Annotated in this window: 26 protein-coding genes; 20 read left to right on the top strand and 6 right to left on the bottom strand. The window is 52.2% G+C overall.

Features of this window, described 5'->3' with window-relative positions; all coding sequences use genetic code 11:
- The first annotated feature begins 776 nt into the window (after positions 1-776).
- The 9 genes from H8L32_RS27025 to H8L32_RS26985 all read left to right on the top strand — a co-directional run bounded on the left by H8L32_RS27025 (position 777) and on the right by H8L32_RS26985 (position 10,243).
- The gene (locus tag H8L32_RS27025; RefSeq protein WP_186950978.1) at positions 777-1,970 is read left to right on the top strand and encodes a phosphoglycerate kinase; all 1,194 of its coding nucleotides are present in this window, start codon (positions 777-779) and stop codon (positions 1,968-1,970) included.
- 230 nt (positions 1,971-2,200) lie between these two features.
- Positions 2,201-3,634: a pyruvate kinase gene (pyk, locus tag H8L32_RS27020; protein WP_186950977.1), complete on the top strand. Its 1,434-nt coding sequence runs from the start codon at positions 2,201-2,203 to the stop codon at positions 3,632-3,634.
- A gap of 58 nt (positions 3,635-3,692) precedes the next feature.
- Positions 3,693-4,757: a class II fructose-bisphosphate aldolase gene (fba, locus tag H8L32_RS27015; RefSeq protein WP_110256738.1), complete on the top strand. Its 1,065-nt coding sequence runs from the start codon at positions 3,693-3,695 to the stop codon at positions 4,755-4,757.
- Positions 4,758-5,173: 416 nt separating this feature from the next.
- Positions 5,174-6,070, top strand: a complete 897-nt coding sequence (locus tag H8L32_RS27010) for a phosphoribosylaminoimidazolesuccinocarboxamide synthase (protein WP_186950976.1) — start codon at positions 5,174-5,176, stop codon at positions 6,068-6,070.
- A 2-nt stretch (positions 6,071-6,072) separates the two neighbouring features.
- Positions 6,073-6,582, top strand: coding sequence for a 5-(carboxyamino)imidazole ribonucleotide mutase (purE, locus tag H8L32_RS27005; protein ID WP_408058967.1), 510 nt, complete (start codon positions 6,073-6,075; stop codon positions 6,580-6,582).
- A 303-nt stretch (positions 6,583-6,885) separates the two neighbouring features.
- A complete protein-coding gene (locus H8L32_RS27000) occupies positions 6,886-8,106 on the top strand; it encodes a 5-(carboxyamino)imidazole ribonucleotide synthase (protein ID WP_186950974.1) in 1,221 nt (406 codons plus the stop codon).
- Entirely contained in the window at positions 8,103-9,143 is a 1,041-nt protein-coding gene (locus H8L32_RS26995; RefSeq protein WP_186950973.1) for an L-threonylcarbamoyladenylate synthase, read from the top strand. Before H8L32_RS27000 ends, H8L32_RS26995 begins: the two co-directional genes overlap by 4 nt.
- A complete protein-coding gene (locus H8L32_RS26990; RefSeq protein WP_186950972.1) occupies positions 9,136-9,660 on the top strand; it encodes a tetratricopeptide repeat protein in 525 nt (174 codons plus the stop codon). The genes H8L32_RS26995 and H8L32_RS26990 overlap by 8 nt, the downstream gene beginning before the upstream one ends.
- Positions 9,661-9,751: 91 nt before the next feature.
- Positions 9,752-10,243, top strand: a complete 492-nt coding sequence (locus H8L32_RS26985; protein WP_186950971.1) for a rod shape-determining protein — start codon at positions 9,752-9,754, stop codon at positions 10,241-10,243.
- 25 nt (positions 10,244-10,268) lie between these two features.
- Here H8L32_RS26985 and H8L32_RS26980 read toward each other — a convergent pair whose 3' ends face one another.
- Entirely contained in the window at positions 10,269-11,726 is a 1,458-nt protein-coding gene (locus H8L32_RS26980; protein WP_186950970.1) for an MFS transporter, read from the bottom strand.
- Between the two features lie 135 nt (positions 11,727-11,861).
- Here H8L32_RS26980 and H8L32_RS26975 point away from each other — a divergent pair, with 135 nt between their 5' ends.
- The 4 genes from H8L32_RS26975 (at position 11,862) to H8L32_RS26960 (ending at position 15,036) form a co-directional block, all read left to right on the top strand.
- The gene (locus H8L32_RS26975; RefSeq protein WP_186950969.1) at positions 11,862-12,803 is read left to right on the top strand and encodes a LysR family transcriptional regulator; all 942 of its coding nucleotides are present in this window, start codon (positions 11,862-11,864) and stop codon (positions 12,801-12,803) included.
- A gap of 237 nt (positions 12,804-13,040) precedes the next feature.
- Positions 13,041-13,661, top strand: coding sequence for a hypothetical protein (locus H8L32_RS26970; protein WP_186950968.1), 621 nt, complete (start codon positions 13,041-13,043; stop codon positions 13,659-13,661).
- A gap of 76 nt (positions 13,662-13,737) precedes the next feature.
- On the top strand, positions 13,738-13,908 hold the full coding sequence (locus H8L32_RS26965) for a hypothetical protein (protein WP_230412440.1): 171 nt from the start codon (positions 13,738-13,740) through the stop codon (positions 13,906-13,908).
- A gap of 423 nt (positions 13,909-14,331) precedes the next feature.
- Positions 14,332-15,036: a hypothetical protein gene (locus H8L32_RS26960; protein ID WP_186950966.1), complete on the top strand. Its 705-nt coding sequence runs from the start codon at positions 14,332-14,334 to the stop codon at positions 15,034-15,036.
- 78 nt (positions 15,037-15,114) lie between these two features.
- On the opposite strand, the gene H8L32_RS26955 is transcribed toward H8L32_RS26960, so the two are convergent.
- The 4 genes from H8L32_RS26955 to H8L32_RS26940 all read right to left on the bottom strand — a co-directional run bounded on the left by H8L32_RS26955 (position 15,115) and on the right by H8L32_RS26940 (position 17,480).
- Positions 15,115-16,113, bottom strand: a complete 999-nt coding sequence (locus H8L32_RS26955) for a hypothetical protein (protein WP_186950965.1) — start codon at positions 16,111-16,113, stop codon at positions 15,115-15,117.
- A 48-nt stretch (positions 16,114-16,161) separates the two neighbouring features.
- Entirely contained in the window at positions 16,162-16,533 is a 372-nt protein-coding gene (locus tag H8L32_RS26950) for a DUF4124 domain-containing protein (protein WP_186950964.1), read from the bottom strand.
- 161 nt (positions 16,534-16,694) lie between these two features.
- Positions 16,695-16,958, bottom strand: coding sequence for a SemiSWEET transporter (locus H8L32_RS26945; protein WP_186950963.1), 264 nt, complete (start codon positions 16,956-16,958; stop codon positions 16,695-16,697).
- Positions 16,959-16,973: 15 nt separating this feature from the next.
- Positions 16,974-17,480 (bottom strand): flavin reductase family protein, encoded by a 507-nt coding sequence (locus H8L32_RS26940; RefSeq protein WP_186950962.1) that lies wholly within the window; start codon positions 17,478-17,480, stop codon positions 16,974-16,976.
- A gap of 382 nt (positions 17,481-17,862) precedes the next feature.
- Here H8L32_RS26940 and H8L32_RS26935 point away from each other — a divergent pair, with 382 nt between their 5' ends.
- The 5 genes from H8L32_RS26935 to H8L32_RS26915 all read left to right on the top strand — a co-directional run bounded on the left by H8L32_RS26935 (position 17,863) and on the right by H8L32_RS26915 (position 22,390).
- Complete coding sequence (locus tag H8L32_RS26935; RefSeq protein WP_186950961.1) at positions 17,863-18,252, top strand: hypothetical protein; 390 nt, start codon at positions 17,863-17,865, stop codon at positions 18,250-18,252.
- A gap of 105 nt (positions 18,253-18,357) precedes the next feature.
- Entirely contained in the window at positions 18,358-19,698 is a 1,341-nt protein-coding gene (miaB, locus tag H8L32_RS26930; RefSeq protein WP_186950960.1) for a tRNA (N6-isopentenyl adenosine(37)-C2)-methylthiotransferase MiaB, read from the top strand.
- Entirely contained in the window at positions 19,695-20,810 is a 1,116-nt protein-coding gene (locus tag H8L32_RS26925; RefSeq protein ID WP_408058969.1) for a PhoH family protein, read from the top strand. The genes miaB and H8L32_RS26925 overlap by 4 nt, the downstream gene beginning before the upstream one ends.
- Positions 20,794-21,288 (top strand): rRNA maturation RNase YbeY, encoded by a 495-nt coding sequence (gene ybeY / locus H8L32_RS26920; protein ID WP_186950958.1) that lies wholly within the window; start codon positions 20,794-20,796, stop codon positions 21,286-21,288. Before H8L32_RS26925 ends, ybeY begins: the two co-directional genes overlap by 17 nt.
- A gap of 211 nt (positions 21,289-21,499) precedes the next feature.
- Complete coding sequence (locus H8L32_RS26915; RefSeq protein ID WP_186950957.1) at positions 21,500-22,390, top strand: ion channel; 891 nt, start codon at positions 21,500-21,502, stop codon at positions 22,388-22,390.
- A 36-nt stretch (positions 22,391-22,426) separates the two neighbouring features.
- Here the strand turns inward: H8L32_RS26915 and H8L32_RS26910 are convergent, their stop codons facing one another.
- Positions 22,427-22,771, bottom strand: a complete 345-nt coding sequence (locus tag H8L32_RS26910) for a DUF1304 domain-containing protein (protein ID WP_408058968.1) — start codon at positions 22,769-22,771, stop codon at positions 22,427-22,429.
- Between the two features lie 410 nt (positions 22,772-23,181).
- On the opposite strand from H8L32_RS26910, the gene H8L32_RS26905 reads away from it, so the two are divergent.
- Together H8L32_RS26905 and lnt are read left to right on the top strand one after the other, a co-directional pair.
- Positions 23,182-24,060: an HlyC/CorC family transporter gene (locus H8L32_RS26905; protein WP_186950955.1), complete on the top strand. Its 879-nt coding sequence runs from the start codon at positions 23,182-23,184 to the stop codon at positions 24,058-24,060.
- A complete protein-coding gene (lnt, locus tag H8L32_RS26900) occupies positions 24,053-25,666 on the top strand; it encodes an apolipoprotein N-acyltransferase (RefSeq protein ID WP_186950954.1) in 1,614 nt (537 codons plus the stop codon). The genes H8L32_RS26905 and lnt overlap by 8 nt, the downstream gene beginning before the upstream one ends.
- Positions 25,667-26,994 lie beyond the last annotated feature (1,328 nt).

The raw sequence follows: 26,994 nt of genomic DNA, 5'->3' as shown, positions 1-26,994 counted from the left end.
GCGTCATTTGTTGTATTACCCATTCTTTTTGTTCTGCTGTATACCGTACTCGTTTCATCTTACTCTGTCTTCCGCCCTCCAGCGGGTTGGATTTCTGATGACGCGACATCTATCCTGACATGGAGGGGAAGCAAAGAAAGTATTTCGGCCGCCGGGCCGAGACCCGGCTTGTGTCCAAGAAGGGCAATCTTTTAATCAAAGTACGGCATACAACAAACGCCACTAGGCTCCAGCCTTCGCTGGAGCGACGATATTATGATTGCCATTGATTGACCGAGATCGAAATCGGCTTGCGCTCACCAAGGACAATCGCTTTAAAACGACTCAAGTATGCAATGAACGCCACTCGAGCGCCAGCCCGGTAGCCCCCAGCCTACGCAGGAGCGACGATAATTAAATCACCGTAGTGAACGGATGCGCCCCTGATTGCCGCTCCTTGCGGAAATCAAGCCAGCAGGTATTTCCCTAGGCGCAACAGCACAGCTTAACAAATCAACAAAAGCACGCACGTGCTCTTGCAGGTTCAGGCAATCCTTCAGGGATGTAATACCACTCGCCCGACACACCAGAATAATAATTTTACACAATAAATAGCAATTTATTATCAAACTCTGCATTAAACTAGCAAAACCCGCTCAAAACGGTATGGTCTGTAACCTGCCTTTGGTAAAATAGCAGGCTGAGGACTTTTGCAATATTTATCTTGGCGTCATGTCACTGTCCTGACTGACACAGACAGAATCGCCACCCTTCAACCTTGCCAATTCCATATCACGATGCAATTCAACCGACTCAGTGACCTGATCGCAGCTAACCAGCTTCAGGGTAAACGTGTTTTCATCCGCGCCGATTTGAACGTTCCTCAGGACGACAACGGCAATATTACCGAAGATACCCGTATCCGTGCCTCGGTGCCAGCGATACAGCAGGCTTTGCAGGCAGGTGCAGCAGTGATGGTGACTTCGCATCTGGGGCGTCCGACTGAAGGTGAATTCAAGGCAGAAGATACATTGGCACCTGTAGCCAAACGTTTGTCCGAATTGCTGGGTGTGACTGTAGAACTGAAGCAGAACTGGGTTGATGGTGTTGATGTAGCGCCAGGCCAGGTGGTCTTGCTGGAAAACTGCCGCGTCAACAAGGGTGAAAAGAAGAACGATGATGCACTGGCGCAAAAAATGGCTGCCCTGTGCGACGTGTATGTGAATGACGCCTTTGGCACTGCCCACCGTGCAGAAGCGACGACACACGGCATCGCCAAGTTTGCCGCGCTTGCCTGCGCTGGCCCGCTGTTGTCGGCCGAATTGGATGCGCTAGGCAAGGCGCTGGGTCATCCGGCACGCCCGCTGGTGGCGATTGTTGCTGGTTCCAAGGTATCCAGCAAACTGACTATTTTGAAATCGCTGGCAGACAAGGTGGATAATCTCATCGTTGGCGGTGGCATTGCCAATACATTCATGCTGGCGTCTGGCTTGAAAATCGGCAAATCACTGGCAGAGGCTGATCTGGTGGAAGAAGCAAAAGCCATCATTGACATCATGGCCAAGCGTGGTGCGTCTGTGCCTATCCCGACTTACGTGGTGTGCGCAAAAGAATTTTCGCCAACAGCAGTGGCAACTGTCAAGGCAGTCGCAGATGTGCAGGACGATGACATGATCCTTGACATCGGCCCGACTACAGCAGCATTGCTGGCAGAGCAGATCAAAAAAGCAGGTACGATAGTCTGGAACGGCCCGGTTGGCGTATTTGAATTTGACCAGTTCGGCAATGGTACAAAAGTGCTGGCCCAGGCGATTGCTGATTCGGCAGGCTTCTCCATCGCTGGCGGTGGCGACACCCTGGCAGCGATTGCCAAATATAACATCGCTGACAAGGTAGGCTATATCTCCACAGGCGGCGGCGCTTTCCTCGAATTTTTGGAAGGCAAAACCCTGCCTGCAGTAGAAATTTTGTTGCAACGTGCGGTAAAGTAAATTCAAAGTCAAGACCAAGACCATTAACCACAGAGACACGGAGACACAGAGACAGCACAGAGAAAACCTTAAGAGATGATGACGGTCTGCATTGGCCTTACATTTACTTGCTTTTCTCGGTGATCCTCTGTGCCCCCTCTGTGTCTCTGTGGTGAGATTTTCGGTCTTGATAAGTTTTCAGGTTTTCATCCAACTCAACGCTAAAAATAATATTTACATCAGGAGACCAGATGTCACGTGCCACCAAGATTGTTGCCACCATAGGCCCAGCTTCCAATGACTTGCCTACGCTCAAGCGTATGATACAAGCCGGGGTGAACGTGGTGAGGCTGAATTTCTCGCATGGTAAGGCGCAGGATCATATAGACCGGGCCACCATGGTGCGCCAGGCAGCAGCAGAGTGTGGTCGTGAAATCGCCATCATGGCCGATTTGCAGGGACCAAAAATCCGTATCGGCAAGTTTGAAAATTCCCGCATCCATCTGGAAAACGGCGACAGGTTCATCCTGGATGCGGACTGCAATCTGGGTAACCAGGAGCGTGTCGGCCTCGATTACAAAGCCCTGCCGCGTGATGTCAGAAACGGCGACTTGTTGTTGCTGAACGATGGACTGATCGTGCTGATCGTTGAAAAGGTCGTCGGCAATGAAATTCATACCGTCACCAAGATTGGTGGCGAGTTATCCAACAACAAGGGTATCAATCGCCAGGGCGGTGGCCTGACAGCACCGGCATTGACTGGCAAGGATATGGAAGACATCAAGACTGCGATGTCTTTCCAGGCAGATTATATTGCCGTGTCTTTCCCTAAAAATGCGACTGACATGGAAATGGCCAGACAGCTTTCGAACATTGCTGGTGAACCGTATAACCACAAGCCCATGATGATCGCCAAGATAGAACGGGCCGAAGCGATACCGCTGCTGCAAGAAATTCTGGATGCATCTGACGGCATTATGGTTGCCCGTGGCGATCTGGCTGTGGAAGTCGGTAATGCTGCCGTACCAGCGCTGCAAAAACGCATGATCAAGATGGCACGTGCTTCCAACAAGGTGGCAATTACTGCTACCCAAATGATGGAATCCATGATCGTGAATGCCGTGCCTACCCGTGCGGAAGTGTCCGACGTTGCCAATGCGGTGCTTGATGGCACCGATGCCGTTATGACTTCGGCAGAAACTGCCTCTGGTAAATACCCAATAGAAACCGTGGAACAGATGTCGCAGATTTGCCTGGAAGCTGAAAAATTCCAGGAAAACAAGCTCGATGCTGACTTTCTCAACATGGCCTTTACCCGTATTGATCAGTCCATCGCGTATGGCGCATTGTTTACTGCCCATCATCTGGGTGTGAAAGCCATCGTGGCCCTGACCGAATCGGGTTCTACTGCCTTGTGGATGAGCCGCCATAGCGTGGACGTGCCGCTGTTTGCACTGACCCCTAGCGTCGCTACCCAGCGCAAGGCAGCGCTGTATCGTAATGTCCAGACTTTCAATTTGCCTTATTCCGCTGATCGTGAAGCGGTGTTGAAGTCTGCCGAAACTGTTTTACTGAAAAACCATGTCGTCGCCAAAGGTGACATGATCGTGGTTACCTGGGGTGAACCCATGGGGCAGGTTGGCGGCACCAACGCAATGAAAATTGTCAGGGTCGGCGAGAATTAAGCGTGTTAAGCCCGTACTGTAAGGGCAAAGTTTTTTTTATAGCAATCTGGAGTTAATTATGCCACTCGTATCCATGCGTCAATTGCTGGACCATGCCGCCGAAAACGGTTACGGTCTGCCAGCTTTCAACGTCAACAACCTGGAGCAGGTTACCGCCATCATGCAGGCCGCCGATGAAGTTGGCGCACCTGTCATCATGCAAGCCTCAGCCGGTGCCCGCAAATATGCTGGCGAAGCATTCCTGCGTCATCTGATCGAAGCTGCGGTAGAAGCTTACCCGCACATCCCCGTCGTCATGCACCAGGACCACGGTCAGTCGCCAGCGGTCTGCATGGCCGCCATCAAATCCGGCTTCACTTCGGTGATGATGGATGGCTCACTGGAAGAAGACGGCAAGAGCGTCGCCAGCTATGAATACAATGTCGAAGTATCGCGTGAAGTGGTCAAGTTTGCCCACTCCATCGGCGTCACGGTAGAAGCAGAACTGGGCGTGCTCGGTTCGCTGGAAACCATGATGGGTGACAAGGAAGACGGTCACGGTGCCGACGGTAAAATGACGCGCGAACAATTGCTGACCGACGTGCAGCAAGCTGCTGATTTCGTCAAGCAAACACAGTGCGACGCACTGGCGATTGCGATCGGTACATCTCACGGGGCTTACAAATTCTCGCGCAAACCTACTGGCGACATCCTGGCAATTGACCGCATCAAAGAGATTCACCAGCGCATTCCAAATACTCACCTGGTCATGCACGGTTCCTCTTCCGTACCGCAAGAACTGCTGGATGAAATCCGCCAGTTCGGTGGCGACATGAAAGAAACCTATGGCGTGCCGGTTGAAGAAATCGTCATCGGCATCCAGAACGGCGTGCGCAAGATCAACATCGACACCGACATCCGCCTGGCAATGACAGGCGCGATCCGCCGCTACATGTTTGAAAACCCATCCAAGTTTGATCCACGTGATTACCTGAAGCCAGCGCGTGAAGCAGCCAAGCTGGTATGCAAGGCACGTTATCTGTCTTTCGGTTGCGAAGGCCAGGCAGGCAAGATCAAGCCTATGGCTTTGGAAAAAGTGGCAGAGCAGTACAAGAAGGGCGCTTTGGCGCAGATTGTTAACTGATACAGCCTGATTGTTAGTAGGTTGTAGATGTTTTGTTTAGCTCATTCCGGCCTGTGTCGGAATGAGCAATGAAGTTCAGGGTTTAGACAAAATTGCTGTTAGAGGTGATTCGGCGATGTTTTGCTCCTTCCCCTTCAAGGGGAAATTTGTGGGAATTCGCAAAGCATGCTTTGCGCCACAAATTTCTAAGCCGCCTGCAAGCGGCGCGGTGGAAGGTTGGGATGGGGATGGGTTTCTTTAGCAAATTGAATGCGTTGTTAATCAACCGAATCCCATCCCCATCCTACCCCCCCTTGAAGGGGAGGGGATAGTCGAGCAATACATCCTCTGTGCCTATCGAAGCATGTTTGATATTTGAAGCGCCCCATCAACAATTTTGTGTAAACCCTATCCAGATCGAAATAAAGAAATCCCTCATGACTACGCAAATCAATTCCACTCTTCATTCCCTGCCCTTGCTGGGTCGTGGCAAAGTACGTGACAATTATGCTGTCGGCGACGACAAGCTGCTCATCGTCACCAGTGACCGCTTGTCCGCATTCGATGTCATCATGAATGAACCCATTCCTGACAAAGGCCGTGTGCTGAACCAGATGGCGAATTTCTGGTTTGAAAAGCTGGGCCATATTGTGCCTAACCACCTGACAGGTGTCGCACCAGAATCCGTAGTATCAGTTGATGAAGTCGCGCAAGTCAAAGGCCGTGCCGTCGTCGCCAAACGCCTGAAACCCATCATGGTAGAAGCCGTGGTACGTGGCTACATCATTGGTTCAGGCTGGAAAGATTATCAAGAGACTGGCGCAATCTGCGGCATACAATTGCCAGCTGGCTTGCCACAGGCTGCCAAGTTGCCAGCACCGATATTCACCCCGGCTGCCAAGGCAGAAATGGGCGAGCATGATGAAAACATCAGCTATGCAGAAACCGAGCAACGCATAGGTGCAGAACTGGCCGCCAAAATCCGCGACATCAGCATACAGCTCTACACCGAAGCTGCAGAATACGCCGCCACGCGTGGCATCATCATCGCCGACACCAAGTTTGAATTTGGTCTTGATGACAATGGCGTGCTGCATCTGATGGATGAAGTGCTGACAGCCGATTCTTCCCGCTTCTGGCCTGCTGATTCTTATGCCACCGGCATTTCACCACCGTCTTTTGACAAACAGTTCGTGCGTGATTATCTGGAAACCATCACCAGCTGGAAAAAGACAGCCCCAGCGCCAGCCCTGCCGGATGAAGTCGTGCAAAAAACTGCCGCTAAATACCGCGAAGCGCTGGAACGCCTGACTGGCGAAAGCCTGAAGGACTGATGATGGCTACCAATAGTAATGTCGCAAATAAAATCGTCGTCGGCGTCGTCATGGGTTCATCCTCAGACTGGGACGTCATGCAAAACGCCGTTGCCATCCTCAAGGAATTTGGCATAGGCTTTGAAGCCAAGGTCGTCTCAGCCCACCGCATGCCCGATGAAATGTTCGCCTATGCAGAAACCGCCCGCGAACGCGGCCTGCGCGCCATCATCGCCGGTGCTGGCGGTGCAGCCCATCTGCCAGGCATGATCGCTGCCAAAACCATCGTGCCGGTACTGGGTGTGCCCGTGCCATCCAAATACCTGCGTGGCGAAGATTCATTGCTGTCCATCGTGCAAATGCCAAAAGGCATACCGGTATCGACCTTCGCGATAGGCGAGGCAGGCGCAGCAAACGCCGCCCTGGCCGCAATTGCGATTTTGGCGACGACCGACGATGCACTGGCCGCAAGGTTGATCGAGTTCCGCGAAAAGCAAACGCAAGTTGCACGCGATATGGTGTTGCCGGTTTGAGTGTGAATGATCGTGGGTTGAGTTAATCTTGTAGGTCGGGTTGATTTCGTAGATTGGAATAATCTCGTAGGTTGGGCTACGTCTTATCAGCCCAACACTCTGCGTTTGAATAACGTATACGTTTGTTGAGGCCCAGTGTTGGGCTGGTGAAGCGTAGCCCAACCTACGGCACGGCCCAATCTACGTACACGGCCAATTAACGAAACTTGATATCGCAACCCGGATTTCTATCTACCTAAATATCCGTATCTCATTTGATTTGTACTATTGTGTACAAACGATCCCTAGTTTGAAATCACTACCATGACCACTCATCCACAGCCCGCACAGCCACGCCAGCCATTGTTACCCAACACCCCTGCCAGTTGCCTTGGCATCATGGGCGGTGGCCAACTTGGCCGCATGTTTATCCAGGCGGCGCAAGCCATGGGTTACCAGGTGGCCGTGCTGGAACCTGAAGCAGGCTGCCCCGCCGCACAAGTCACAGGCCAGCATATCCAGGCCGGCTATGAAAATCAGCCTGGCCTGATGGCACTGTCCAAGCTCAGCAAAGCCGTCACCACAGAATTTGAAAACGTCCCGGCAGAAAGCCTGAATCTGCTGGCACAAACCAGCTTCGTCGCCCCGGCGGCTGCCTGCGTCTCCATCGCGCAAGACCGTATCGCAGAAAAAAACTTCTTCACCCGCTGTGGCACAACGACCGGCGTTTATCCGGCACCGCATCTGGCCATCAATAGCCAGGACGATGTGGCCAAGGTCAGCGATGATCTCTTGCCCGGCATTTTGAAAACCGTGCGCATGGGTTATGACGGCAAAGGCCAGGCACGCGTGCGCGATCGTGCCGAACTTGCCGCTGCCTTCGCAGGCATGAATGGCCAGGTCTGCGTGCTTGAAAAAATGCTGCCACTGGCTTACGAAGTGTCTGTCCTTGTCGCCCGTGGTGTCGATGGCGAAGCTGTGGTGTACCCGATTGCAGAAAACGTCCACCGCGACGGCATTCTGTTCACCACCATCGCCCCCAGCACCCATGTATCGGCAGATGTTGTCAGCAAGGCGCAAGCCGCTGCGTTGCACATCATTGCGGAGATGGGCTATGTCGGCGTGCTGTGCATAGAATTTTTTGTCCTCAAGGATGGCAGTCTGGTCGTCAATGAAATGGCACCACGCCCGCACAATAGCGGCCATTACACGATCGATGCCTGCATCACCAGCCAGTTCCAGCAACAGGTCAGGGCGCTCGCACAATTGCCGCTGGGTGATGTGCGCCAGCATTCGCCAGCTGCCATGCTCAATATCCTTGGTGATGTCTGGTATGAAGGTGACACCGACACCATGCGCGAACCCGCATGGGATCAAGTGTTGGCCATCCCCGGTGCGCACCTGCACCTGTACGGCAAGGCAGAAGCCCGCCGCGCCCGCAAGATGGGCCACATCACCTTCGTCTCATCAACCATGATAGAAGCACAGGCCAACCTCGGCAAAGCCTGCACCATCCTCGGTATAGCCGCACCGGAGTGGGCATGAAGTCACAAGCCAGTACGCCTGACGTAATCCTGGAAGCAGCGCAAGCACTGGAACGCGGCCAGTTGGTGGCCTTCCCGACTGAGACCGTTTATGGCCTGGGTGCCGATGCAGAAAACCCGGTCGCCGTCGCTAACATCTACGCTGCCAAGGGCAGGCCGTCGAATCATCCTGTCATTGTCCACGTTGCCCCAGAGGCTGACATCAGCTACTGGGCCAAGGACATTCCGGCAGAAGCGCACCAGCTCATCGCCGCCTTCTGGCCCGGCCCGCTGACCCTGATCTTGAAACGTGCCGACCATATCCCCGATGCCGTCTCAGGCGGGCAAGATACCGTAGGCATACGCTGCCCATCGCACCCCGTGGCACAAGAACTCTTGCGTGCTTTCAAGGCAGGCAAGGGTGGCATCGCTGCACCATCAGCCAATAAATTTGGTCACGTCAGCCCCACCATGGCTGCCCACGTAGAAGAAGAATTTGAACAGGAAATTTTACCTGGCGGCCTTATCGCCAGCATACTCGATGGCGGTCAGAGTGACGTCGGCATAGAATCGACGATTGTTGATCTTAGCCGCCTGGCTACCCACGGCCCCGTGCTGCTACGCCCCGGTCACATCACTGTCGCCCAAATGGCTGCCGTGCTGGGTACAACGCCAGCAGCACCAGACGCCGCTGCCCCACGCGCATCGGGTACCCTCGACGCCCACTACGCACCGCATACACCAGTAATCCTGGTAGAAGCCGCAGAACTTGACGACACCGTCAATCGCCTGCACGCCAAAAACAAAAAACTCGCCCTCATGAGTTACCAGGCACATCCCGCCATCCAGGCCGAAGCATGGCGTCACCTGCCAGCCGACCCGGTAGGCTATGCACACGACCTGTACGCAGGCCTGCGTGAGCTTGATCACGCCCACGCAGATTTAATCCTGGTAGAAGCACTGCCGCAGGACAAAGACTGGCAAGGCGTGAATGATCGTCTGCGCAGGGCGGCGTTTGATTCGCGGGATGTGTTGAGAGCGTTGCTTGACAATGCATGACCAGGCAAAAGCCAGTCAGCTAGCTCAGGAAGGTATGGCTCTTTGGGGAAAGGCTGAACTGGAAGTTGCTGCTCAAAAAACAGAAGAAGCGATCACCCTTGTTGATCCAAATCATTGGGAAGTACCTGTCTATCACAGTCGGTTGGCGGGCATCTATGCACAGGCCGGCCAGAACGACAAAGCCAAACCGCACTACGAGAAAGCGCTACTCCTGCACTTGCAGGATGGTGAAACAGAAGGCGGCATCACCGTCATTACGAGCAGATATTTTCTGGCAATGCATTTGGTGGAAATGAATCTGGCAAACGAAGCATTGAAAGTGCTGCAGCCATCTTTGCAAGCCGCCCCTGTACAATGGTTGAACTGCATTGCCAATGCGCATATCTTGCACGCATTGCGCAGATTTTCAGAGGCAAAAGATGCTGCACAATTGGCGATCAAATATGCGCCTTCATTGGTAAAAGCTGAGCAATTAACTGAAAATTTAAAAGTAATATTTTCTGATGAAAATGTTTAACATGCAAATGTAATGCGGTAAGCTTAAGCTGGCCTGTGAATTTATAGTTTGTTTTGGGTACTTGTAACTCATTCCACAAATAAATATCATTATGTTCGACTTCATCAAACCAACTGTTCTCTACGTCCAAATTTCGCCTGAGCAGCTAAGCGTAAGAAATGTCAAATCGGGCGAATCCATTTCAGAAGTGCCGGAACTAGCAATCAGTGCACCACCGGATCAAAAAATTTTAGGTGTTGGTGCCACCGCGCGCTCTGTGGCAGCAAGCCAGATCGGTGCTCTTGTTGTCAACCCATTTGCTCATCCCCGTTCGCTCGTGTCTGACTTTACTGCGGGCCAACAACTCATTAAAGCATTTGTATCTCGTCTGATGGGCGGGTCACGCCTGGCCATGTCGCCAACCATCATTGTCCATCCGTTGGGCAATCCCGATGGTGGTTTTACCCAGATAGAAGGCAGAGCGTTTCGTGAACTAGGCATGGGTGTGGGCGCTGCAAAAGTCATTCTCTGGTATGGTGATGTTCTTACGGATCAGGAAATGTTATCAGGGCAGTTTTCTTCAAACGGCCAAGTCATAGAGTGACTCAGTTTGTTGGCTTATCTAGAACTTATTTGATTATCTGTTGATTTCCAGAGTTTAAACCTGGTTTCACCAGCCAACGCCCAATTCCTGCAATCACCAGCGCCCCAAGAACTATCACCCCCGCCACCATAAACGTCATCCGCATACCGTTTGCAATTGCCTCTGGCGCAGCCGTCCTGATATCTCTGCTTGCCGATGCGAAGGCAAATACTGCTCCCATGAATGATGCACCAGTGATGAGACCAAGATTGCGGGACAGGTTCAGCATACCGGAGATGAGACCACGTTGTTCCGGTCGTACCCCCAGCATGACGGCAGTGTTGTTGGCTGCCTGGAATAACTGATAGCCGGGCGTAAGAATGGCGATGGCAATGATGTAGCCTGTGATGCCGAACATGGCTGGCAGCAGGGCAAGGGCGAATGTTCCCGTTGTCATGGCGATGAGCCCAGCGGTGACTGCCAGCGACGCACCGGCGCGGTCAACGATACGTCCCGCGACGATGCCGCTGAAAGCGGAAATGGCAGGACCAACCGACATCAACAGACCCACCATGGCATCACTGAGTGCCAGCGAGTGCGACAGATAGAAAGGGCCGACCACCAGCGTCGCCATCATGACGGTGGATACCAGTGCATTCATGACCAGGCTGGGGCTCAATACAGGATCGCGGAACATGCGTATGCGCAGCAGAGGCGAAGCAACTTTTGTTTCGACGAATACAAACAAGACTACACCTGAGACCGCAACCAACAGCAGTACCATATTCAGTGCGTCAAAGTGACCACGCCCCAGTGTCATGGCGAGTGCATAGGCTGACAGCGTCAATACCAGCAACAGCGTACCGATGTAGTCAAAGCCTGCCCCCGCTTTGTTTTGATGGGGGCGATCAACTGGCAGATAGCGCCGGGCAAGAATAAAGCTCACTATACCCAGAGGCACATTGACAAAGAAAATGGCGCGCCAGTTGAGTCCTGCGATCAACACGCCACCCAGTGACGGACCAAGGGCTGTGCCAACAGCGGACATGGTACCCAGCAAGCCCATGGCGCTGCCGGTTTTTTCTTTGCTCACTGTTTCACCGACGAAGGCCATGGTCAGTGCCATCATGATGGCTGCACCCAGGCCCTGCACTGCGCGGGCAGCAATCAACAGACCCAGCGCAGGGGCCGCAGCACACAAGGCAGACGCACCGGTGAACAGGACAATGCCCGCCAGCAGCAAGCGTTTGCGGCCTAGCACGTCACCCAGGCGACCAACGCTGACGATCAGGGGCGTGATAGCAAGCAGATAGGCAAGCACCACCCATTGCACTTCCTGAAAAGAAGCGTTGAATGCATGGCTTAAGGCAGGCAGTCCCACATTGGCAATACTGGTACCCAGCGAAGGCAATAACATCGACAGGGAAAGGCTTGCCAGCACCCAGCGTACCGGTGGCGAGCCTGCGACACAGTCAATGTCCGTGGTGTGGATAGATTTCGACATGAGCTTGTTCCTGGCGAGCGTGAATGGGGATGCACTTGATCATAGGCCTTTGGTATATATGGCGGAAGGCGCACGGTTTGCACTTTATTCATGCATATGACGCCATGTCATCGCAAAGCACGCTAGAATCCGTGTATGTCTACCCCTGATCTCAACTTGCTGCTTACTCTGGATGCGGTGCTCGCGGAGGGCAGCGTGGCACGTGCGGCTACAAGGTTAAGGCTTAGCCCTTCTGCCATGAGCCGTGCACTGGCACGTCTGCGTGAAACTATCGGTGATCCTTTGCTGGTGAGGGCAGGGCGTGGGCTGGTGCCCACACCCCGTGCGCAGGAACTGCGTGGGCAAGTTGCCCAACTGGTGCAGGATGCGCAAGCGCTACTGCGTCCGGCTGAAAAACTTGATCTTGGTCAGTTGAGTCAAACCTTTACGTTACGTACCAGTGATGGTTTTGTAGAGAATTTCGGGCCAGCCTTGATCGCCCGTATCAATGCAGAAGCGCCTGATGTGCGTCTGTGCTTTATCCCCAAACTGAACAAAGACAGTAGCCTGCTGCGCGATGGCAGTGTTGACCTGGAGACGGGAGTGGTAGGGGATGCAACCAGCCCCGAGGTGCGCACACGGGCCCTGTTTCGTGATCGCTTCATAGGCGTCGTGCGTAGCGGGCATCCCTTGAGCCAGCTAACGATGACACCAGCAGTCTACGCATCTGGAAAACACGTCCTGGTTTCTCGTCGCCTGCATAACAAAGGGCCTATGGCCGATGTGTTGAAACCCTTTGGACTGGAGCGTGATATTGCCATTACTGTGGGCGGTTTTTCTGCCGCGCTGGCGCTGGCTCGTACGTCAGATCTGATCGCCACCGTACCGGAAAGGCATACCGGCAATCTGCGTGCCGGCATGCATAGCTTCGTTCTGCCATTCCCGACCGATGAAATCACGGTTTCCATGTTATGGCATCCGCGCATGGATGCCGACCCGGCGCACCGCTGGTTGCGTGCATGTGTGTGGGAGGTATGTGCGGTAAATGTTAGTCAAATTGGTACTTCAATACCTGAAATGCAGACTGCCGGGGATTGACCGATTCGACATTGTGTTTGTCCGCGCGTCATGGCATGGCTTCCGGCACACAGCACGACGCAAGGGGAAACTGACAGCCAATGCTATAAATAGCCATCAGCGTGCGCCAACGTACAGATATCCTTGGCCTGCCCCCCTATTCTGACTATAGACAATCCTTCATCCCATACCTTGCATAGCTTGGATATCTTGCTAAAGGGTATGGACGGATGAATCCAATCAGAATAGGGGAAAAGCATGGCACATATTATTGCAGGACGATTGCAGCAACAGGATCAGGTGCAGCAGGCCATACACCAACTGGTGGCGATTGGTTTTTCAGAGAACCAGATCAGTTCCTTCTATCTCAATCCGCCGGGGCAGCATGACATGTATAAACTGGGCGGCGATCGTGATGAATCGCCGGGTTCCAGGGATGCAGGAACTGGCGCTGTTGGCGGTGCAACTGCAGGCGGTGCTATTGGTGCGGCGGTGGGTGCCATAGGTATTCCTGTCGCAGGGCCGGTGAGTGCCGCGCTAGGTGCTTTGGTTGGCGCGCATGTTGGCTCACTGATCGGTGGCTTGTCACAGATGAAGGAAAAAGGCGATGCCGAGGATGATGCGGAAAATGCGGCTGCGGTAAGAAAATCCGGCATGATGGTTGCTGTCAGTGTCAATGGCACTGATCGGGCAAACGAGGTTGTCACGGTATTGAAGGGCCTTGGTGCCGATCAGATAGAAACCGGCGAAGGCACGATCACAGACGGCAACTGGCATGATTTCGACCCTTTGCGGCCCCCAAAATTCATTGCGCCTCCTGAGCAGGCTACCGTTGAACAGCAAGCAGCAGAGCAGGGAGTGACTGGTCGTGAACTATAAAAACAAAACTGAAAAACCTCGCACTGCGCAACCCGCTACACAAGACCCTGATATGACGAGGAAGGATGGCAAAGCCATGCTTCCGCATGAAAGGGATGAAACCGCTGATGACAGGGTTCGGCCGCGCAAAGTCATGAAGCAAGCTTTGCGGGATTTGCAGCAAGGTTTGGTTGATACCGATCTGCACGGGGAACGCGGGGTGGAAGCAACAGTGCATCCACAGGATAAAATCAAGCGCAAGCCCTGATATAGCGTGATATGGCGTGATATAGCGACCGCACGACGGCACCTGACTGCATCCAGAAGCCGGATTTGGGTTCTTTTCTGTTGACTATCAATATTTGGTGAATATTCGGCGCCGGTGCCCTTGGTCAACCAGGCTGGCGGTATTCATGCATCCTGGCATGAGGTAGTGGCCGCTGGTCGCAACGATTCCAGATACAAAAAAAGCGCAGCTTCTGTATTGTTGCCTGCTTACCGTCATTTCTATATCTATTGATCGCATCTCTTCAAACGTCGGTTTTGTGTCCGGCGCAATTTTTTGGTACTCTTGTCTGTGCATCCAGACATTCAGGCTTTATTACAGCCAATGCCAGAATAAAACTTAAAAACCACGCATCAATCCAGAACTGAATCATTGAAACACGGCTTACTATGGCCAGGGAAGATAATGTCAAAATTTGTATTTACTCTTGTATCGCTGCTGTCCTTTTCTACGTTTGTACAGGCACAGGACGGCCCCAGGCTCATGGAAACCTTGGGCATCAGGATTGGCGATACGCCTGAACAAATCGAAAAAATTCTTGCTCCACAGGGTTACAAGACAGGTAACCGTAGTGAGCATGTGCTGGGGCCGGATTTTCGTGGGCATGTGGCCTATATCATGTATGCAAAGGCAGCCACGGGTTTCGAAAATGCAGGTGAAATCACGGTTGGATTTGGACCGCAATCAGGGACGGCTGTCGCGATTGCAAGACGTGAAAATTTTTATAGAAATGTGTCTGCCAGCGAATTAAAGAAAGCCTTGACTGAAAAATATGGTCTGCCAAACAGTGATACAGCAGGGAATATGCGCTGGATGTCCTATAAACCGGGCGTCAATCCCAAGTCCATATCGCTGGAATCCTGCAAGGTGCGTGACAGTATGCAAGTCAATTATGGCCTGGATGTCAGACCGTTCAAGGATTGCAAACAGTCTTTATATGTCGGTCTGAGTGGATCGCCAAATAATGGTCTCGAATATAGAAAAATTGAAGTCGGCATGATCGATTTCAATGCATATTCTACTGAGTGGACTGCGGTGAACGCCATGGTCGCGAAAAAGAATGCCGAAGCTCTGGAGAAAAACAAAACCGCGCCCTTGCCAAGGCTGTAAATAAGGGCTGCCTGACAGAGCAAGGACATTTTTGCTGCATGGCATTGCTGGTCGTTTTTTTGGGCCTTACTTCAGGCTTTACGGTATTTTGCTGCTGGCCGTTTTTTGCCATTCTTGTTGATGTGCCAGTTCTGCACGTTTTTTCATAAGCCCCAGTATGGATTGATGAAAATCAGCCAGCACCATTTTCCCCCATACATCGCCATAGGTCTTGAGTTGGGATTTGTTCACAAAACGGGTGCTCAGACGTAGTTCGGTGCCGCCATCTTTGGCTACCAGATCATATCCGCCATCGAGAACGTTGAAGTATTCGCCGCCCATTTCAACATGCCTGTCGAGCGCGTCTCTGGGGATGTCGCCTGGTGCAATATGAAATTTGTAGTGCATGGCATACGGTTTTTGCCAGGTAGTGATGATTTCTTCAAAGTGCACATCTTTTTCCCAGCGGGAGGTACGTACTGCCCCCACACCGCTGCCATTCATATTGGCTTCGATTGGTCTTGGCAAGCCGATCAGATGCACGAATGAAAACCCCAGTTCACCCGGCGCAATGTTTTTGACCGTTGCCAACTGATCAAATACTTCTTCCGGGCTGGCCTGTATCTGTATGACAGAGCTGACCACTTGCTCGCTTTGTGCGGACGGCAAACTGGCTTCAATCGGGCCCAGTAAGAGCGGCAGCAAGGCGAAAGAAGACAGGCTCACTGTGGATGCCCTGAACCGATTATGTATCCAGCCAGCGATAAGACCACCGATCATGGCGGCTACTAGAAATACTGGCAACACCAGGACGATGCAGATTAATCCCTCCAGCAAACATAGGAACATCGCTATCAGGAAACCTAGCATGGCTGAAGTCGATGCACGTAGTTGGGCCCGGATAGAGATGGGCGATTTTCCGGCAGCAATCACAACAGCTATGCCGCCGATGCTGAAGGGCGTAACGATCAGGAATGTAGTGGAAACGATCTGCAACCATTCATGCATGGGCTTGTATTCAAACCCCAGACGCAATAACAGGCCGTAGACGACCCCAGCAATAATTGCACTTGCAATCCGGAAATCTAAATTTGACATGGGTTTGGGTATGAAATACTTACAGGTTTTGCGCGTACATCAGATTTTTTACTTGCTATCAAGCGTCGCAGGTTTATCGCTGTAGGTTGTCAGTCTTTGGTATTTGACACCGGGTGGGAGCGGGGTATTGATGAAGTTATGAACCGCCCGCTCGTTATCTGCCCGCAATTCGCGTTGCGCATGGCGTTGATTGAACGCCTCATTCTTCGCAGCCAGATTGCTGTCCCCACCTGTTTCAGTGCCCGAGCCAACCATTTTCTGGCCTGCATGTACTGACTTTTGCTTGACACTGGATTTAGCACAGACATTATCGGTGAAGGTCACCCGGCCATCGTTGTCCACACATCTTTGTATCTGTGCCGATGCCATATTGCTCATTGCCAGCAGCATTGCGGCCAAGACGAGATGTATCTTCTTCATAGAGACTTCCCTCAATTCATATTTGGTTTTTATTTTGGTAGCGCTGTCGACTTGCACACCAGCCGCGGCTGCTTCAAGCATCTCATAAACGGAGTTGAAATTCAAGCAAGAGACTCATATCGCAGTCTCTGTCCGAGGTATCGACTATTGGTATCGTCTACTTATTTATACACCAGCTTCATGACCAGAATAAAACTGGCCAGCACCAGAGTAATCATATTGGCGATGATGACCGGCAGAGCATGCAGCATCAAACCGTAAATCAGCCACAACATAATGCCGGTGACGAGGATGATGTACATGCCCAGCGATACGCCCTCGGCACGTTTGCGACGCCAGGTCATCCAGGCTTGCGGGACAAAGGCAGTGGTGGTGAGAAAAGCAGCAAGATAGCCGACAAGGTCAGAAGAAAATGGAAAAATCATTGTGTGCTTACTTGTTTACTTCGATGTCGGCAAAAACTGGCCGGAATGAAAAACCAGTGGTGCCTGCGGGCTAAATTCGCAATGCTCCACTTCGCCGACGAAGATGACATGATCACCTTCAGGATAGCGGCTGCGGTTATGGCATTCAAACCAGGCAGATACACCGCTCAGTATCGGGTGGCCAGTGCGCGACAGGGTGTATTCCACACCGTCAAAACGGTCGGTTTTTCGGCTGGCGAACTGTTCTGCCAACCAGGCTTGTTCACTTGATAAAACGTTGACGACATAGTGGGAATTGCCGGTGAACACTGGCATGCTGTTGGCGGCATTGCCCAGGCTCCAGAGTATCAGTGGTGGGTCTAGCGATACGGAGTTAAAGGAGCTGGCAGTCAGGCCAAGAAACGCCCCATTCGCCAGGCGAGTGGTAATCACAGTAACGCCAGTCGCAAATTGCGACAGGGCATCACGAAAATGGCGGGTATCAAATTCGCGTACTTGGGCGCGGGGAGAACGGGTGTGCATGGATTTCCGTGGTTTTTAATTAAACCCTGATCAAGTCTGGCGAATGCGGCTAATCTAAGGCGATTTCAGACAAATATCCTGTATTCATTGCCTCAACAGCAGGTTTTGTTGTTCTGGCGCAGTATCTTCAGCAAAGTTTATATAACATTATCCCAGATTTCTTGCGATTTCAGCAGTTTTGCCGCCTGCCGGGCTTATGGGAAGCTGGTGCACCCTTGTTGATGAAATAAGTTCTAACTGCTTGCTACTGCTGTAGGGTGGCGCTGACTGTGTTAAACTTGCGCCCTTGTAAGATTCCGTTTTTTAGCTTTAAGTAGTTGATTCCTTTGAATTTTTCGTTTTCACTCTTTCCTTGTCGAGGCACCTGCTTATGTTCATGCGCATGTCTGTTTTTTTGACTGTACGCCGTGGTTTGATGGCCCTGATGCTGGCCGGCCTGAGTTTGGGCAGCGTGGCGCAAACGACGGGGCAGGTAACGGATGAGCGCAGTTTTCCGCCCAATACCAAGCGTGGCGTGTTGAATATGTCGAAATATCCAGATGTGATCATGGATGGCAAGATCCGTTATACCGTACCGGCGACGCGTTTTTACGACGCACAGAATATGCTGGTGCTGCCGACCTATCTGACCGGCAATTACATCATCGTCAATTACACCGATAACGATTTTGGTGAATTACAGAAAATCTGGATTTTGACGGCAGATGAGCGCAAGCGCGTATTGCCCAAGCCGGAAGTGTGGACGCCAATGCAGTTCAAAAGTAACAATTAGTCGTAACCCAGTCGTCACCAGTAACAGTGTTTATGCAAAACATCAGCGATACAGTGTCAGTGCCTTCGGTATTTTGATCGCTGAGTTTCAGCAAATTAGAAAACTATGCAAAAAAAAGTATTTATTAAAACCTTCGGTTGCCAGATGAACGAGTACGACTCGGACAAGATGGCGGATGTGCTGAATGCCGATGACGGCATGATCAAGACGGACAATCCTGACGACGCCGACGTGATTCTGCTGAACACCTGCAGCGTGCGCGAAAAGGCGTCCGAGAAGGTGTTTTCTGATCTGGGGCGCCTGCGTGAACTGAAGCGTAAAAAACCTGATCTGCTGATCGGTGTCGGCGGCTGCGTAGCTTCTCAAGAAGGTGAAGCCATCATCAAGCGTGCACCTTATGTCGACGTGGTATTTGGCCCGCAGACCCTGCATCGTTTGCCGCAACTGATCGCCGAGCGCCGGCATTCTGGTCGCTCACAAGTTGATATCAGCTTCCCTGAAATCGAAAAATTTGACCACATGCCACCTGCCAAGGTGGAAGGTGCAACAGCCTTCGTCTCCATCATGGAAGGTTGCAGCAAGTATTGCAGTTATTGTGTCGTGCCATACACCCGTGGCGAAGAAGTCTCGCGCCCGTTCGACGATGTGCTGGCGGAAGTGGCAGGGCTGGCTGAACAGGGCGTCAAAGAAATTTCCCTGCTGGGACAAAACGTGAATGCCTATCGTGGTGTTATGGAAGATGGCGAGATCGCTGACTTTGCCCTGCTGATTGAATACATTGCTGAATTTCCACAGATTGAGCGCATACGCTTTGTCACCAGCCACCCTAAAGAATTCACCCAGCGTCTGATTGATTGCTATGGCAAGGTACCCAAGCTGGTGAACCATTTGTATTTGCCTGCCCAGCATGGTTCTGATCGCATTCTGTCGGCGATGAAGCGTGGTTACACCGCCATCGAATACAAATCTGTGTTGCGCCGCCTGCGGCAAGTGCGCCCCGATATCGCAGTGTCGTCTGATTTTATCGTCGGCTTTCCTGGTGAAACGGACGAGGATTTTGATGCATTGATGAAGCTCATCAATGACATCGGTTTTGATAACAGCTTCAGCTTCATCTTCAGCCCGCGTCCCGGTACACCGGCCGCGAATCTGACTGATGATACGCCGGCAGAAGTGAAATTGCGCCGTCTTCAGCATTTACAGTCTGTGATTGATGCAAACACCAAAAAGTACAGCAATGCCATGATAGGCACAGTACAGCGCATCCTGGTTGAAGGCCCGTCCGTCAAGGACGCGAATGAATTGCAGGGGCGCACCGAGAACAACCGTGTCGTCAATTTTGCAGGCCCCAAAGAACTCATCGGTACGCTGGTTAATACCCGCATTACCGAATCCTATAATTATTCCCTACGCGGCGAATTAGTCGAAGAGGCAGTGACAGCATAATGGCAAAAACACCCGTGCCGGTAGCACATTTCATCCCTCAACCTCTGGACAACACCCGCCTTGCGCATCTGTGTGGTCCACTGGATGAAAACCTGCGGCAGATTTCGTCAGCACTGGATGTGACGATCTTCCGGCGCGGTGAAAAATTCATCGTCAGTGGCCACAATGCCGAAAAAGCCATAGAAATACTGGAGCATTTCTATGGCCTGGCAAAAAAAATCATCACCATTGATGAAGTGCAACTGGCACTGGTAGAACAGCGCGCCAGCAAAAACCTGAAAACCGGCAAGGCAGACAACGCCGACAAAGCCACCGGCATTGCCGCTGACAAGGTCGCCAACGACACGCCCTTGCCGGAAGATGCTGACATCGAAAGCCCGATGCTGAAAACCCGCCGCAGTGATTTGCGCGGGCGTACACCGCATCAAAACCAATACATCAAAGCCATACTTGAACACGACATCAGTTTTGGCATAGGCCCGGCTGGTACTGGCAAGACCTACCTGGCCGTGGCATGTGCGGTTGATGCGCTGGAACGTGATGCCGTCAAGCGTATCGTATTGACACGGCCAGCGGTAGAGGCCGGTGAGCGCCTTGGTTTCCTACCTGGTGATCTGGCTCAAAAGGTAGATCCCTACCTGCGCCCGCTGTATGACGCCCTGTATGATTTGCTGGGTTTTGATCGTACGCAAAAAATGTTTGAAAAACAGGTCATTGAAATTGCCCCGTTGGCGTATATGCGTGGCCGCACCTTGAACCATGCTTTTGTCATTCTTGATGAAGCGCAAAACACGACGGCGGAACAGATGAAAATGTTCCTGACACGCATAGGCTTTGGCAGCAAGGCCGTGATTACTGGCGACGTGACTCAGGTCGATTTGCAACGTGGGCAAAAGAGTGGTCTGTTAGATGCCTGCCAGGTACTGGATGGTGTGCGCGGCATTGCCTTCACCCAGTTTGCCAGCGTGGACGTGGTACGTCATCCACTGGTGGCCCGCATCGTCGATGCCTATGAATCGGCAAATGCCAGCGCCACCGCGAATAGCGCTGCCATCGGCCTGTTAAAACCCGCAACCCCTCTCAGTTCTGCACACCATGGTCGCAAAAAGTAAATCCGAAGCTAAGCCCGAAACCAAGTCTGCAAGCAAACCCAAGCTGACCCTGTCCGTGCAATATGCCGACAAGCGCCTGCAAGATCAATTAACCCGCCCGCTGATACGCAAGACCGTGCAGGCGGCTCTGTTTTTTCCAGCGGAAATCACCTTGCGCTTTGTCGATGCAGAAGAAGGCAGAGTGCTGAACCATGATTATCGAGGCAAAGACTACGCCACCAATGTGCTGACCTTTGCCTACACCGAAGATGAAGATGCCGAAGTTACCCAGGCGGACATCATACTGTGTACCGATGTACTGGAAAAAGAAGCGGCAGAGCAAAAGAAAACGGTACTCGATCATGCACAGCATCTGATCGTCCACGGTGTCTTGCATGCCCAGGGCTATGATCATGAAGACGATGAAGAAGCCGAAGAAATGGAAGCGCTGGAGATAGAGATACTGGCGGGACTGGGTTTGGAAAATCCTTACCAGTAGGTTGAGTTTGGTTTTGTTCTAAAAATTGCCAGGCTTTATTTATTCCGTCAAACTGTAGCTGTGATATTTTTCTTCATCCTCTTTAACGAAGATGGCAGGTATGGGGATGGGTTTTTGTCGTAAATTCATTGACAATCAATTTAGCGAAACCCATCCCCACCCTAGCCCTCCCCTTGAAGGGGAGGGAATTTCAAACGGAAATCGCCCCAATATGAACACACAGCAAGATCGCGGCAGGCGTATCACCATGGGAGAACGGGCGGTTATTGCCTACGGCTTGCGCACGCAGTTCTGGCAGGATATCTACTATTATGCGATGACATCCAGCTGGCCCGTGTTTTTTGCTGGCGTGGGCGTGGTGTTTCTGGTGTTGAACCTGTGTTTCGCCAGTCTGTTCATGCTGGGTGATAACCCCATTGGAAATCTGCATCCGAACAGTTTTCTGGGTGCCTTCTTCTTTAGCGTGGAAACCCTGGCGACCGTAGGTTATGGTGACATGCATCCGCAGACCGTGTATGGACACAGTGTGGCGACGCTGGAGATATTTGTTGGCATGGCCAGTGTGGCCCTGATTACCGGGGTCATGTTTGCGCGTTTCTCGCGGCCGAGGTCCAGCATCATTTTTGCAGCCCAGCCGGTCTGTCATGTGGTGGATGGCAAACGCCTGCTGCTGATACGCATGGCCAATTCACGTATGAATATCATCAGCGAAGCATCGGCCAAACTGCGCCTGATGCGTGATGAAAAATCATCGACCATGGGTAATTTCCGCAAGATCGTCGACATGAAGCTGGAACGCGATCAGCATCCCATCTTCATTCTTGGCTGGACCGTCATCCACGTCATTGATGAAAACAGTCCCCTGTTTGGCCTGGATGCAGATGCCCTGCATCATCTGAACGCCTCATTGATACTCAGCATAGAAGGCGTGGACGACACCACCAACCAGCCGCAAAGGGCGCGCCACTATTACCCTTGCAGTAAAATCCGCTGGAACCACCGCTATGTGGATGTCTTTGAAAACAGTAAGGGCCTGACCCAGCATATTCATTACACGCGCTTCCACGATTCTGTAGAAATCGCGGATGAAGCCGCACATTAAATTGTTGGCAGGCCCTATGTTGCTAGAGATGCTGGCTTACAAATGCAACAAGACCAGTGCAACCGCAGCAGGGGCTGCCTGTATGTACAGAATGCGACGGCTGACCGAGTAGGCACCGTAAGCACCGGCAATGATGACGCAAGTCAGGAAGAAAATCTTCACATGAAAGCCGGCCGGGCCCAGACACAGCCCCCAGATCAGACCTGCCGCCAGAAAGCCGTTATATAAGCCCTGATTGGCAGCCAGCACCTTGGTGATTGCTGCTTTTTCGGGCGTGTTGCGGAATGTTTTCAGACCCAGAGGCTTATCCCAGAGGAACATCTCAAGTATCAGAAAATAAATATGCAGGGCGGCGACGAGGCCGGTGATGACGCTGGCGATGATGAACACGGGTTCTCCTTTAAAGTGCTTGAAGTGGACTGCCTCTCGTTTTAGAGGCGGCAAAATTTCTTCAGCTTGTCGTTTGTTGTTGGGGTGCTGTCGGTTTTTACCCTGACGGTGCTAAAAATGACACAAGCGAGTATGCCTTGCAAGTGCTTTTTTGTGTTGAGGACTTGCTCTAAAGTAAATGAAGTATGTCTACATGCATCAAGGCGAAATTACCTGCCAAGAGTGAAATCAGGCCAGCTAAGTGCTGGATGATTGCTTAAAAGGCACATATTTTTAAAGAGGGAAACAGGTTTTTACTACTTTACGTTACAGCTTTTTTTGCCACTACCCGGGTCAAAATTGGGGAAAGCCCCCGCATTTGTTGTATTCTGTAGGATTGAAACAACGGCGTTACGCCTATTATGCAAGAGCACTCTAGTAAGGTCAGACCAACTGACCTTAAACCCCATAGGTCATTGTTTGAACGCTTGACCGCCCTCATTTCTCCTGAACCTGAAAATCGCGCCGAGCTGCTGGAAGTTTTGCACGACGCGCAAGAACGCAACCTGATCGATGCCGATGCACTGGCAATGATAGAAGGTGTGTTCCAGGTATCTGACCTGTGTGCACGCGATATCATGGTGCCGCGCGCGCAAATGGATGTCATCGATATCTCCAACCCCATCGAAGAATGGATGCCGGAAGTGCTGACGACGGCACACTCACGCTTTCCTGCGGTGGATGGTGACCGTGACAAGGTCGTCGGTATTTTGCTGGCCAAAGATTTGCTGCGCTATTATGCGGCAGAAGCCTTTGATGTCCGTGAAATGCTGCGTCCGGTGATTTACATCCCCGAATCCAAGCGCCTCAATATCCTGTTGCGCGATTTTCGCGCCAACCGTAATCACATCGCCATGGTGGTGGACGAATATGGCGGCGTATCCGGTCTCATCACCATTGAAGACGTGTTGGAACAAATCGTCGGCGACATTGAAGATGAATACGATTTCGATGAAGAAGAAGACAATATCCTGGCGCTGGAAAGCAAAGGTAACGGCAAGCGCTGGCGTATCAAGGGCCTGACCGAAATCGAGCAATTCAACAACATGCTGGGCACCACCCTGTCGTCGGAAGACGCCGAAACCATCGGTGCCTATGTCGCCAATTACATGGGCGCAGTACCCCATATGGGCGATGAATTCTCCATCGGCAACCTGTACTTTGAAGTCTTGCGGGCCGATGCCCGTCAGGTGCAGATGCTGCTGGTTGAACAAAGACCTACCTTGCGATCCGATGATTAAGACGTTGGCTGGCGTGCTGTCGTCCAGGTCTCCGCCTCTTTCCTGGCGTGCATCTTTCCTGTTGATGCTGGTAGCAGGGGGGCTGAACGTCTTTTCATTTGCCCCTGTCAATGGCTGGCCCCTGCAAATCATCGGCCTGGCATTGTTGTTTGGTTTGTTGTTGAGGAATGGCAATACAGCATTCACCCGCAAGCAAACAGTCTGGCTGGCCTGGGCATATGGTTTTGCCTGGCTGACCGCCAGTGTCAGCTGGCTGGTGATCGCCATGACTGTCTATGGCGGCATGCCGGGTTTGTTGTCGGTGCTGGCCTTGATGCTGCTGACGGCCGCCTTGTCGATTTATCTGGCCGCAGCCGCTTATGCTTTGCACTGGTTACGCCAGCGCTGGCAACTATCGGCCATGGTGACGGCCTTGCTGATCATGCCTGCCTTGTGGACCGTGGCAGAATGGTTGCGCATCTGGCTGTTGACCGGTTTCCCCTGGGTATTGTCCGGCTATGCACATACCGATAGCCCGCTAGCCGGTTACGCGCCGGTAATAGGCGTGCTGGGGCTGTGCTGGCTGAATGCTTTGCTGGCTGCCGCCATTGCGCTGCTGTTCAGTCCCAGGTCGTCACAAAATGCCTCACCCCATGTGTCACAGAATGCGTCGCACCATGCAAAGGTATCCGGCATGGTGTGCATAGTGATTTTTGCCGGTGGCTGGGGCTTGCAGAGCATAAGCTGGACCAGACCGCTGGGCCAGCCTATACAGGTGCGGCTACTGCAGGGGAATGTGCAGCAAGACATGAAGTTTGATCAGGATCACCTGAATGACTCGCTGAGCCTGTACCACGACATGCTGTTGGCAGCACCGGCTGATCTGATCGTCACGCCAGAAACAGCATTACCCATGCTGACATCCCAGCTCCCGCCCGATTATTTGCCCTTGCTGAACAACTTTGCCCAAAGCAGTGGTTCTGCCTTGCTGGTTGGTGTTGCGGTACATGATGGCGGCGATAAATATTCAAATAGCGTGCTGGGCATGTCACGCCAGTATGGCAATCAGGCTTACCGCTACGACAAACATCATCTAGTACCGTTCGGTGAATTCATTCCGCCTGGTTTCCGCTGGTTTGTCAAAGCCATGGCGATACCCATGGGCGAGTTTTCTACGGCAGGGCCTATACAGCCTGCCATGAAAGTAGGTAGCCAACTGGTCATGCCCAACATCTGTTATGAAGATCTGTTCGGCGAAGAAATCGCTGCCCAGTTGTTGTCGCAATATGCTGCCGGTGAGCCAACAGCAAGCATCTTGCTGAATGTCTCCAATCTCGCCTGGTACGGCGATTCTTTCGCCATCCCCCAGCATTTGCAGATATCCAGAATGCGCGTGCTGGAAACCGGGCGCCCCATGCTGCGGGCCACCAATACCGGGGCCACCGCGGTGATCGTCCCGGGTGGTAAGGTGGTCGCGCAATTGCCGGCGAATACCAAGGGGGCATTGACGGCGAAGGTGCAGGGGTATCAGGGGATGACGCCTTATATTCTGTTAGGGAATTGGGGTGTCATTGGCTTGATGGTCTTGAGTGTGTTGCTGGGGTTTGTGTTGAGGCGGAAAATATAGGGTTTGGTGCGGGTGTGGTGGGATTGATCGAAGTCTGATTTGTAATATTGGCCTACCCTTAGCTTCGTCGCTCCTGCGCAGGCAGGGCCCCAGTGGCGTTGCTTGTATGCCGTACGTTGATTAAAGCGATTGTCCTTCGTGAACATGAATTCGATCTCGGTCAATCAACAGCAATCATAATACCGTCGCTCCAGCGAAGGCTGGAGCCCAGTGGCGTTCGTTGCATTGCCGTACTTTTGTTAAAAGATTGCCCTTCGTGGATACAGGCCGGGTCTCGGCCCGGCGGCCGAATTCCTTTCTTTGCTTCGCCAAAGAACGGAATCAAAGAAAGGCGACCGCAGACTCGCTCCCTGCGGGAGTACCCATTTATGTAGCGCAAAAAATGGGAAGGTCCGCAACTCGCCTGCGGCTCAAACATCGGACCTTCTTTTTCCATTTTCTGCACTACACAAATGGCTTCGTCCCAAGCGGATTAAGGTCAACGGCAAGGTCAAAAACAACAACAACAACCCCAACGTCAAAAACAACTACAACCCCACACCATCGCCAATCAACGGCAATCATAATATCGTCGCTCCAGCGAAGGCTGGAGCCTAGTGGCGTTCGTTGCATTGCCGTACTTTGATTAAAAGATTGCTCCCCGTGGATACAAGCCGGGTTTCGGCCCGGCGTCCGAAATACTTTCTTTGCTTCGCCAAAGAAAGGCGACCGCAGACTCGCTCCCTGCGAGAGTGCCCATTTATGTAGAGCAAAAAATGGGAAATGCCCGCAACTCGCTTCGCTCAGACATCGGTCATTTCTGATCCATTTTCTGCACTACACAAATGGCTTCGTCCCAAGTGGATTAAGTTCAAAAGCAGAGTCAAAAGCAACAACAACCCCAACGTCAAAAACAACTACAACCCCCACACCATCGTTAATTGACGGCATTCAAATAAATATGAATGAGGTTGTGTTGACGTTGGTTTTGACTTTGTTGTTGTTCTTGATTTTGGGGGTGTTGTTGAAGTTGTAGTTGCTTTTGACGTCAATCCGCTTGGGACGATGTAATTTGTGCGTCACAGAAAATGGATCAGAAAGCTTCGTGTTTGAGCCGAAGGCGAGTTTCGAAGCTTTCCCATTTTTTGTGATGCACAAATTATGCTGAAGCGCAGCGTAAGCACCCGTAGGGCGAGTCTGCGGTCGCCTTTCTTTGAATACGTTCTTTGGCGAAGCGGTGTGTGTCAAGGTAGTTGTCGCCTCAATTTAAATTAAGCAGCCTTCATGTACGCCTTTTCTTCTACACGAACCTTCTCTGGATTGAGATAGACGCTGTCCCCCAGTGACCA

Origin of the sequence: Undibacterium hunanense (assembly GCF_014284335.1) — a bacterium.
GTDB classification, from domain to species: Bacteria; Pseudomonadota; Gammaproteobacteria; order Burkholderiales; family Burkholderiaceae_D; genus Undibacterium; species Undibacterium hunanense.
Note: the sequence above shows the minus strand (reverse complement) of the source record. Positions and strands in the feature narration are given on the sequence as shown.